This is a genomic window from Algoriphagus boritolerans DSM 17298 = JCM 18970 (assembly GCF_900108085.1).
Classification (GTDB): Bacteria; Bacteroidota; Bacteroidia; order Cytophagales; family Cyclobacteriaceae; genus Algoriphagus; species Algoriphagus boritolerans.
On record NZ_FNVR01000001.1, the window covers coordinates 52,460 to 62,360 of the forward strand.

Genomic DNA, 9,901 nt, shown 5'->3' on the forward strand with positions numbered 1-9,901 from the left:
TTTTAATTCAAATTTCTGACCTTCTCAAAGGTCCGGCTTCTTGTCTTTAGCCTCTTGCTTCTATTTTCAAAAGCTTTCATTAATATTTAAATAAAACCCTGAGTTTCCCTTCTGCCCGAAGCCGTAGTCAGCGGCTATGGTGGTACGGTTTTGCTTATTGATCATCACCCGAAATCCCACTCCATACCCAGGATTAATTTTGGAGAAAAGCTTCTCATTGTCAGTTTTGCTACTGAAACTGGCCGCATTGAGGAAGATGGTCCCGCCGAATGTTTCTTTGTTTTGTTGCAGTGGAAATCGCCACTCTGCTTCCCCATAGACCATGTTTTCACCCCGAAATCTTCCTTGTGCATAACCCCGGCCGGATCTTCCAAACATATCCCAGGTAATGGATGGGAGACTCATGTAGGGTACGTCGCCTGAAACGACAAAATTTCCAAATCCCCAAAGCGCGATTAAATTTCTTTTCCGCTGCTCCCGCAAGTTGATGTAATGCCGGTAATCTAGCATAAGTAAGGAAGAACTCTGATCCGAACCCAGAAATGCTGGGTTGATTTTGTACTGAATCCAGGCAAAGTTCTTCTCGTAGGGGGAAACTGCCTTGTCTCGGTTTTCCATCACGCCATTTAACGAAACACCGGATAGGGTATAGCGATCCAAATCAAATCCAAGGCTGCTATTGTATGCATCATGGGAGTAGATAGGATTAAAATCCGAGGCAGCGTCGTTGTAATTTTCGATTTTGGAGTGAATGTCCAAATGATATCCCAGGCCCAGGTAAAACTTAGAGTCCCCGATTCTTTTCAAAATTGTTTCATAAAACCGGATCAGGCTGAAATCCATGCCTTGTTTTCCCCATAGCGATCCTCCTTGATTGGGATTGAAATCCAGCTCATTGGGAGCCTTGCTTCCCAAACCATAGGTGAACTGGGAAGTCAGAAAATACCGCCAGTCACCCATGAAAATCAGTTTGTTCTCATTTGAGAAAATATTGCTCCTGGAGCTGAAAATCCATTGTTTCTTAGTGGTATAGAGAAAGTTGCCCACAAAGTTGGAGATCTTGGTGGTCGACGGTTCACCCATATACCAGGTAGCGGATGGGGCCAATCCAAAAAGCCAGCCATTTGCAGGATTGGATCCAATGGCCGGTAACGGCACGATTTTCAGCTGGTTAAATTTATTGGGCCGATAAGTGACCGAATCAGTCTGTGCCCCAAGATCCAGGACTATCGTAAAAAGAATCCCAAGAAGTAGGCTTGCTTTCATAAGTTTGGGGATGGTTTGGTGGACGAAATAAATTCTATCGAATCTAACTTTTAACCCGGAATTGAATTAGGAATAAATCCCAATTCGATAAAAAATAATTGCATTTTACAAGGCTGGAGTCTTTTGTTCCTAGGGGTTCCAGAGTGTACTCTTCCCTTTGAAGAAATAGTTGAGAAAATTTGGTTTTGACTCCCCTAAACCATCAGCCTTACCCGGGTCGGGTCTTTTGTTATTTTATTTTCCCTACCCTTAATAATTGACTTTATCCGGATTATTGGCTCCAGATTTCAACTATCTAAACAAAAAGTGGACTTGCGTGTTTGACTTGAAACATCTCCAACAAATTATTAAAATGAAAAAAATTAAATTCTTATCTCTCGCTGTCGCATCATTCGCTACAGTAATCGCAGTAGGTTGCAGCGCTCCTAAAGAAGAAGCAACTGAAGAAACAATGGAAGTGGTAGAAGAAGTCGCAGCGCCGGTTGAGGCTCCCAAGACAGTGGTAGACATTGCCGTAGGATCTCCGGATCATACGACTTTGGTAACCGCTGTGACTGCTGCGGGTCTCGTTGAAACGTTGAGCGGTCCAGGACCATTCACCATTTTTGCTCCAACGGATGCTGCATTCGCTGCACTTCCTGCCGGGACTGTGGAGAATCTGGTTAAGCCTGAAAGCAAAGACCAGTTGACTTCCATCCTTACTTACCACGTAGTTTCTGGAAACGTTTTGGCAGCTGACCTTACCGACGGACAAAAAGTGACCACACTCAATGGCCAAGAATTGACAGTGTCAATCGCAAATGGTGTGGTGAAAATCAACGGCGCCACAGTTACTGCCGCAGATTTGACAGGAAGCAATGGTGTGATTCACGTAGTTGATGGAGTTTTGCTTCCTCAGTAAAATTTGGATTAGGTTGAATGTAAAAAGGGTCGGTTTTAGCAACCGGCCTTTTTTTTTTGCCCTTTGCACATCAGATTGTACGGCAGAGCTGTTTGTAATTAACCTTCAATACTTGATTTCGACCGGGTAATCCAAATTGAAGCTATTCAAAAGCTATACGGATAGAAATTGACCGGGAAAGGATGGAAGTGCTGCAGTACACCTTGCCTTAACTTAGGTAAATTGATATTAATGCTGCCTTAGATTCAATCCTAATTCATTAAACCCGAATTATGCCTTAAGAATCCCAAAATGCAAGAAAATTAAGTAGTTAAAAAATGAGGCATAGCATCGCTCTGGTGAAGGAATTAAATGCAGCGAAAAATTTTGATTTTGAAGCATTTTAGCCTCGTAATAGGAAGTCCAATTTAAAAATCAGCGATAAGTGAACACAAAAAAAGGTAGAGTATTGTGAATTAATCACTTCCCCACCTCTTTTGAAAATAAATAACCCTTTTACTTAATTACATTTCGATTGATTTTTAAATCCAAACTTTTAGAAGTTTAATCTGGCTGTCATCAGGAAGATTCGCGTTTCCCGTTTGGCATAAAAGTCCTGAGAAAACCGATTGGTCAAGGCATTGCCTGCATATCTCCGGGTATCAAATACATCCCGTAAACTAAGCGATAGATTTCCCCGATCTTCAAAAAAGGATCGCTGAAGGCTGGCATCCAAATAATACTGGGCCAAATCCCTTCCCTGCGCCTCTACTTCCGGAGAATCATAATTTGCTGCCAACTGGAAATTGATGCCATAAGGCAGCTTGAAATCCTGGATCAATTTTACATTCCAGGAAAATCCGGAATTGGTAAATTCTTCACTGATATTGGATCCATCCACATCGATTCGGAATAGAGTTACCCCTCCATTGATGGAATACCAGTCATTTACCTCGCTGATTCCGATGAATTCAACACCGTAGGAACTGGCAGAAAGTAAGTTTTCAGGCTGTGAATAAGAGATTCCGTCTTCCACAAATGTGATGAAGTCCAACTGACCGTTGACTTTTCTATAGAATAGGTTGGTAGTGAAGCTGGTTTTGTCAAAGTTGGCCAAATGCCCGAACTCGAAGGAGTTAATCATCTCCGGTTGAAGGTTTGGATTGCCACGACGGATGTTCAGCGAATCGGTAATGTCCGGAAAGGGGTTTAGCCTCCAAGCTGTAGGACGGTCAATTCTTCGACTGTAGGTGAACTTCAGGGAATGCTTGTCATTCAGCTTATACATGGTCTGCAGGCTGGGAAACAGGTTGAAATAGTCCTGCTGATTTTCCTCGTTGGTATTTTCCAGGTAAGTATCCACTTGGGTAAACTCACCCCTCAGACCGAGTGCGTATTCAAACTTGGAGCGCGTGGAGGAATAGACTACGTAGCCTGCATGGATCTGGTCTTTGTATAAAAACCGGTTGCTGACTGCAGGGTCTTCTACAAAATCCTGCGTGCTCTCATCCCTTCTCAAGTACTGGTAATCGTTGTCAAATTTCCGGATGTTGGATTTTAGACCCGTTTCAAACTTGCCGTTTTCCAAAGGTTTGATGTAGTCAAACTGAAACACAGATATATTTCTTACTTCATCCGTAAAGGCACGTTCCTGCCCGGTAAGATTTTCCGGACTCGGATTTAGTGTATTGCCAAATATCTCAATTCGCTGAGTCTTAAACTGATTTCTATAGGAGTGACTGGCGGTAAAGCGGAGCAAATGCCCTTTGTCTTTGAAATTGTGCTCAAAAATCAAAGCATTGTCGACTCCTTCATCGATTTCATCTTCGGTATTTCTTCGGACATAGTCGAAGGATTCGTCTTCGCCAGATTCGTTCATTCGGTCCAATTCGGCGTAGAGGGTATTTGTCTGAAAATCCTGCCCATATTGGAAGACGCCCTCGTAGCTGAGGATGTTATTTCCGAAGTAATAATCCGCCCCGTAGTTCAAATTATGACCTTGGTTTCGATTGACATTGTCTGTGTTTTGGGTCAAAGTCTCCTGATCATCAAAAATCATCCGTGTCGACCTTCTGGTTCCTACGTCCTTCCAATCGCGGTAATTATACCCTCCAAACACATTGAAATTGGCTTTTCTGTGATTCAGTCGTGCTCCAAGGTTGGTTCTGTTTCGGGTGCCATACGTCGCTTCCAGTCCGCCATGCGTACCCAGATCCTGACCTTTTTTCAAAATAATATCGATCACTCCCCCTTCTGCCTCCGCGTCAAATCTTGCGTTCGGATTATTTATCACCCGAACTTCCTCGACCGCACTCGCCGGAAGCTGATCCAGGCTTTGGGTTAAGGATGAATTCCGACCATTGATCAGGATATTGGTACCCGAACTACCTCTCAGCGAGATGGTCCCATCGTCTGCCACAGAGATGGATGGAGTGTTTCGGAGAATATCCAGCAGCGTCCCTCCGGCATTGGCGATGTTGTTTTCAGGTGTGATCACAATTCCTTCCAGACTTGATCTCACGGGCATTTTTGAAGTTTGTACCACGACCTCCTCCAGGTTTTGGCTTTCGCTTTTCATCAGGACATCACCCAACTCCACGTTTTGAGTGACATTCACTTCAGGGATAATCTGATCTTCAAATCCAAGAAAGAAGGCTTTGAAGGTATAAGTACCGCGGTCCACCTCCAGTGTGAAGTCGCCGTTTTCGTCAGAATCCGAATAGGCTACGGGGTTAGTCTCATCCCCGGCGGCAAACAGCGCTACCTGTACATATCCTAAGACTTCTTTGCGTTGTGCATCCTTGAGGGTTCCGGATACCTGATAGGTCTGTGACCAAACGAGCGTGGGAAATGCGAAAAAAAAGAGAATAAAAAGAAATGATTTAATAGGTTTCATCGGGCAGAGCGTTGGTTTTGATCCAAGTGTAGGGATACATTTTGTATCAATTTTGAAGTTGCTTACCTGAATAGAATCCGAATCACATGCAGATTGTTTTCGAAATAATAAAAAAGCCGGAAACCGTAGTTTTTGCAGATCTGATTGACGATAGCCAGTCCCAGTCCCACAGAGTCAGGATGATCACTTCCTTTCTTAAACCGCTCCAGAAATCCCTCCGGGTCGGAAGTCGGCGGGACACCTGTATTTTCTATTTTCAAAAATTTGGAATTCAGTTCGATGTGGATTGACCCCTGATCGATATTGTGTCGGATTGCATTGCCGATCAGGTTGGACAATAAGACTTCTGCCACGAACGGGTGGATCTCCAGCCATACCATGGGGTCAAATTGAGTGGTGATTTTGAGCGATCTGATCGCAATCAGTTCCTCCAGGTCCAGCAGGATTTTTTCTAGGGCTGGGCTTAAGTTTATCGTCTCAGGAGCTTCAAATTCCTCATTTTCAAGCTTGGCAAGCATCCCGAGCGACCGGACAATGTGAGTGATTCGCTCGTTGTTTTTATATGCCGAACTGATCAATTCCGCCTGTTTTTCAGTGATGTTTTCATTTATGAGGTGTTCCAGTTTTCCTCGGATGACAGCGGACGGAGTTTGGATTTCATGGGATAGATTCTCTGAAAACTCCTTGATCTGCCGATAGTCTTTGAGGAGTTTTTTGGTCATTCGTTCGAGAAAATCATTCAATTTTTCAAATTCTGTAATTCCGTTTTTGGGGAATTCCAAAGGTTCATTTTTCTGAAAGCTAAAGGCTTGCACCGCATTGAGGCTTTCATGGAAAGGGCGAAGGATTTTTTTGGAAATAATCCGAAAGAAAAACCCGATAAAAACCAACTGAATGGCAAAGACCGCCACCATCGTAATCACGACCGTCTCTGTAATATCGTCAGCCTCGACCACGAGGTTGTAATAAGAAATCCGATAGTGTTTTCCGTTGATTTTATAAGATTTACTTGCCTTTAGTTGGACTTCATTTCGGTTCATGGGATCATGATAGGCGACCGTATCCCGAAGATGGAGCTCTTCTATTGGGAGGTTGTACGGGATTTCCTTAATCTCGAGTTTGTCGTATTGCAGGCGTTCGGCTGAGACTCCATTCTCAATTCTCGCAGCATACGCATCAATCTGCCGGGTGAGCTCCATTCCGAGCTCAAAATCAATCTCTGATTCCAATTTGTTGTAAATAAAAAAACCACCAACAAGCAACGCCGCCATGGTGATTCCCAGGTACCAAAGTGTGATGATGTTGATTAGTTTCATTTATGACAGGTGTTTTTCAATGTTCAGGAGGATTTCTCAGAATAATCTTTCTCTCAAATAGAGCCCATTTTAGGATGCCAGCGGGTCAAACTTGTAGCCGATACCATAGACCGTACTGATGTAATCTTTTCCTCCGGCCCCTGTGATTTTCTTTCGCAGGTTTTTGACATGCTGGTAGACAAAGTCAAAATTTGCCAAATCATCCGTATAGTCTCCCCAGAGGTGCTGAGCGATTGCCTGCTTGCCCAAAACCCTGTTCTTATTGGTGATAAAGAAGAGCAAAAGGTCAAATTCCTTTTTCGTCAACTCCAAAACCTGATCATTTACTTTGGCCAGCAATTGATGGATTTCAATGGTGATCTCATTGAAGACGACTTCGTCAAACCCTCCCAGTTTTGACCGTCGAAAGATGGCCTTCAGCCTGGCCAAAAGCTCCGAAAGATGGAAAGGCTTGGGTAGGTAGTCGTCTGCACCCTGATCCAGCCCCTTCAGCTTGTCATCCAAGGCATCTTTGGCAGAAATGATCAGTACCGTGGTTTTGATTTTTTGGGACTTGATGATTTCTATCAGATCAAGTCCATTGCCGTCAGGCAGCATCAGATCCAGTAAGATACAGTCGTAGCCAAAACTTAGGATTTTATCCTGAGCCTCAAACAACGTGGTGGCCGATTCACAGATGATCCCCTCAGCAGAGAGGTAATTGACCACATTTTGGGTCAATTCGGGATTGTCTTCTACGAGAAGGATTTTCATTTGGAGGAATTAGGCGCTGTTGCGATAAGGGGAAGTTAGGGCGAAAACCAAACCGGTCAAAACCTACGCGATTCCTTTGAAGGAATTTTGAAGTTGGAAAAAGTCGGGAAAGACCTGGCCAGCAAACAATCCGGCTGAACAGGACGTTATCTTTCCAAAATGCCGGTATTTTTTCAAATCAAACTCCATTTTTCCAACCCAACCTATGGTCCAAACTTACCTCGATGATCAAAATTATATCCGGCTGATCAGTAGGACAGCCGCCCTCGGTGGTTTTTTATTGGCTTACGATTGGGTGGTATTAGGGGGTACCAAGCCGTTTTAGGAACCTTTTTTCAATATTTCATCGGTGGCATCAGGGTTGGGGGACGAGTTCGGCATGGGTAGGCTGCATAATAGGTGCTGCTTTGTGCATTATCCTGAGTGACAAGTAGGGCAGGAAGCGGTTATTGATTTTTTCGGGATTGCTGTTTTCGCTTTCGGCAATCGGGACCGCATTGGCAGATCCGTTTTGGTGGTTTGGTGGATCTTGCCCGAGACCAAAGGCAAAACTCTGGAGCAACTCGAGAAAGAGTTGGGGTAAAAGCCCGGTCTTTTGATGTGAAAAATAGCGGAATCCAAGCGGGGCTCAGCTCAACCGATTGATTTTCCTTGAATCTGACCAAAGGCGATCACCTGTCATTCTTCGCGTCATTTTTCGCTTCCTTGAATTCTCTTCTGTTTTCTTTGGAAGGATTCATGGTTTCTTTCATTCCATCGAGAATAGACTTGATGATCAGGTTGACAAACCCTTTGTTCATGTCCCGCTCGGCCAGGAATTTCACGGATCGTGGAGGTTGGTCTGCTGCGGCCGGATTGTTGGTGCGCAGGATGGCGTTAGCTCCGAAGGAGACGATGCTGTTGATCCAATTTTCCTTGGGGTTCACTTCCAGATTAATATTCAGATCATGGTACCGGAAGGTCAAATTACCGCCGGACCGGGTCGATTGGGCTATTCCCGAAAACTTAATCTCATCGGCTGTTCCGGCTTTGAATTCTATGGGGGAGTACGCTTTGATGATCGGGTTGATCTCCGTCAGTTCAAACTGAAGCAGTCGACCGTCAAAGGCAAATTGCGGCAGGGAATAACTGAAAGCCAGATTCAGGCTGAATTCGACTTTTCCTGCTAAAAAAGCACCCGCCTGAATCGTCAGTAGTTCATCCGGAGCCAGATTGGTGATGTTTTTAGCCTCCAAGGTTCCGTTGTTCACGTGTACTCTCGCCAGAGAGCCATCCGGCTTGCGTTCTTCATTGATGACGTTGACCTGTGTTGCCTTTACCGTTTTGATCCGAACGGGATCCTTGATTTCATTGACGAGTTGGCCCAGGTATTTTGGGAAATGATTCAGGTCCTTAGCCTTGGTATTGTCCTTGTAGATCAGGGCGGAGATGCTGTCAAGAGACACTTCTTCGATAAAAAGTGAATTGGCATAGATCAGCGAATCGAAATTCACCCCTGAAAAATTAATCAAACCCACTGTCCCCGAGAATTGGGTGTGTTGAAATCTGTAATTCCGCTGGATTTCCGCATTGCTGACGTTGGGCTTGAAGCTCATTTCTTCCAACTGAATCGTCTGATCCCGATAGGAAAGATCAAAGGAACTCATCGTGATATGGAAAAGGCTGTCCCGGGTCTGGATGTCCAGGTCATGCACCCCGGAAGTGAAATTCTGAAAATTGAAGATCAGCGTATCGAGATTTTTGCGGGCATCCACCGAGTCGAATTTTATCCTGAAATCCGAAAAATTCACCTGCTGTAGTGCGTCTTCCTTGGTGCTTCCGCTGAATTTATCCAGCGATATTTCCAACTCCCTCAGGAAGTACAGCTCATCCTCCTCCTCCGTATAGTCAATGTCCAGCTCTTTGAATGACAAGTTGAAATTGTCCACTGTAAAATCACGGTTTTTCAACGAATTGATCAATCGGAATTGGGCATTTACGAGTTCAAACTCCCGTAGCAAATAAGCCTCCGGGACAGTGTTTTCCCCGTCGCCGACGAGGGATTTGGATGCACCAAAGGGTAGGAATGTGGGGTTTTGACTGTTTAGATCGAGCTCCAGATCCGGGCTGATGATGGCTATTTTTTCGAGTAGGAGTTTATTGGCGCGTAGCAGAAGGAGAATATCCACATTTTCCAGGACCAATTTGTCAGTTTTCAGCGTGATCCAACTGTTGATATAAGGATAGGATTTTTTGGGACTTTCCCTTCGCTGTAGGGATACGTCCAGGACGCTGATCGATCCCTGTAGGGGATTGGCCCGGAGGTTTTTGAATTTCAACTCGTACACTTCCCCTGCCGGACTCGATTCAAAGGCATTGGTCAGTGCCTTGCTGAGCATTTTGTTGATATTGATATAGATGACAAATCCGGCTGTCAGGATGATCACAATGACCGAAATCAGGATGATACCCAGCTTGGTGCGTGTTTTCAATGGGGCATTGGGATTGTTGGTCATGAAGGTGCTTCCTGCTTAAAATAGGCCAGAAATCTGTGGTTAAGTTACTCAAGCCATTCCGGTATTCAACCTAGGGCTAAAATATAAGATAAATCGGTACAACTCTCCGAGAATACTAATCCTCACGCAAAAAATCGGTTTGGGTTTTCGGGCAAACTGATGTCGGTAGCCATCGAATTTGTCAGGGAAGTGGGGGAGGGTGTCCAACTTTTCTCGCAGTAGAAACGATGTACCAAAAAAGTAAGAACGTTTCTCTAAAATGTAGGAACGGTGTACCTGGAGCAAGAACGTTCCT

8 protein-coding genes are annotated in these 9,901 nt (G+C 44.6%); 1 reads left to right on the forward strand and 7 read right to left on the reverse strand.

All coding sequences use genetic code 11. The annotated features are described in order from the left end of the window. Positions 1 to 66: 66 nt before the first annotated feature. Positions 67 to 1,266 carry an outer membrane protein assembly factor gene (locus C4S61_RS00235; protein ID WP_235009697.1) on the reverse strand — a complete coding sequence of 400 codons (1,200 nt, stop codon included), beginning with the start codon at positions 1,264 to 1,266 and terminating at the stop codon, positions 67 to 69. 352 nt (positions 1,267 to 1,618) lie between these two features. Between C4S61_RS00235 and C4S61_RS00240 the strand changes: the two genes are divergently transcribed. Next, positions 1,619 to 2,167 carry a fasciclin domain-containing protein gene (locus C4S61_RS00240; RefSeq protein ID WP_103922793.1) on the forward strand — a complete coding sequence of 183 codons (549 nt, stop codon included), beginning with the start codon at positions 1,619 to 1,621 and terminating at the stop codon, positions 2,165 to 2,167. Between the two features lie 535 nt (positions 2,168 to 2,702). Here C4S61_RS00240 and C4S61_RS00245 read toward each other — a convergent pair. The 6 genes from C4S61_RS00245 to C4S61_RS22185 form a co-directional block, all read right to left on the reverse strand. Continuing rightward, positions 2,703 to 5,042: a TonB-dependent receptor domain-containing protein gene (locus C4S61_RS00245; RefSeq protein ID WP_103922794.1), complete on the reverse strand. Its 2,340-nt coding sequence runs from the start codon at positions 5,040 to 5,042 to the stop codon at positions 2,703 to 2,705. A 62-nt stretch (positions 5,043 to 5,104) separates the two neighbouring features. Next, positions 5,105 to 6,358 carry a sensor histidine kinase gene (locus tag C4S61_RS00250; protein WP_103922795.1) on the reverse strand — a complete coding sequence of 418 codons (1,254 nt, stop codon included), beginning with the start codon at positions 6,356 to 6,358 and terminating at the stop codon, positions 5,105 to 5,107. Between the two features lie 69 nt (positions 6,359 to 6,427). Then, positions 6,428 to 7,111 (reverse strand): response regulator transcription factor, encoded by a 684-nt coding sequence (locus C4S61_RS00255; protein ID WP_103922796.1) that lies wholly within the window; start codon positions 7,109 to 7,111, stop codon positions 6,428 to 6,430. A 355-nt stretch (positions 7,112 to 7,466) separates the two neighbouring features. Beyond that, positions 7,467 to 7,673 (reverse strand): hypothetical protein, encoded by a 207-nt coding sequence (locus C4S61_RS22180; protein ID WP_235009699.1) that lies wholly within the window; start codon positions 7,671 to 7,673, stop codon positions 7,467 to 7,469. A 109-nt stretch (positions 7,674 to 7,782) separates the two neighbouring features. Further along, a complete protein-coding gene (locus C4S61_RS00265; protein ID WP_103922797.1) occupies positions 7,783 to 9,606 on the reverse strand; it encodes a hypothetical protein in 1,824 nt (607 codons plus the stop codon). Between the two features lie 48 nt (positions 9,607 to 9,654). Next, the coding region (locus C4S61_RS22185; protein WP_235009701.1) for a hypothetical protein at positions 9,655 to 9,901 on the reverse strand (247 nt) is incomplete at its 5' end.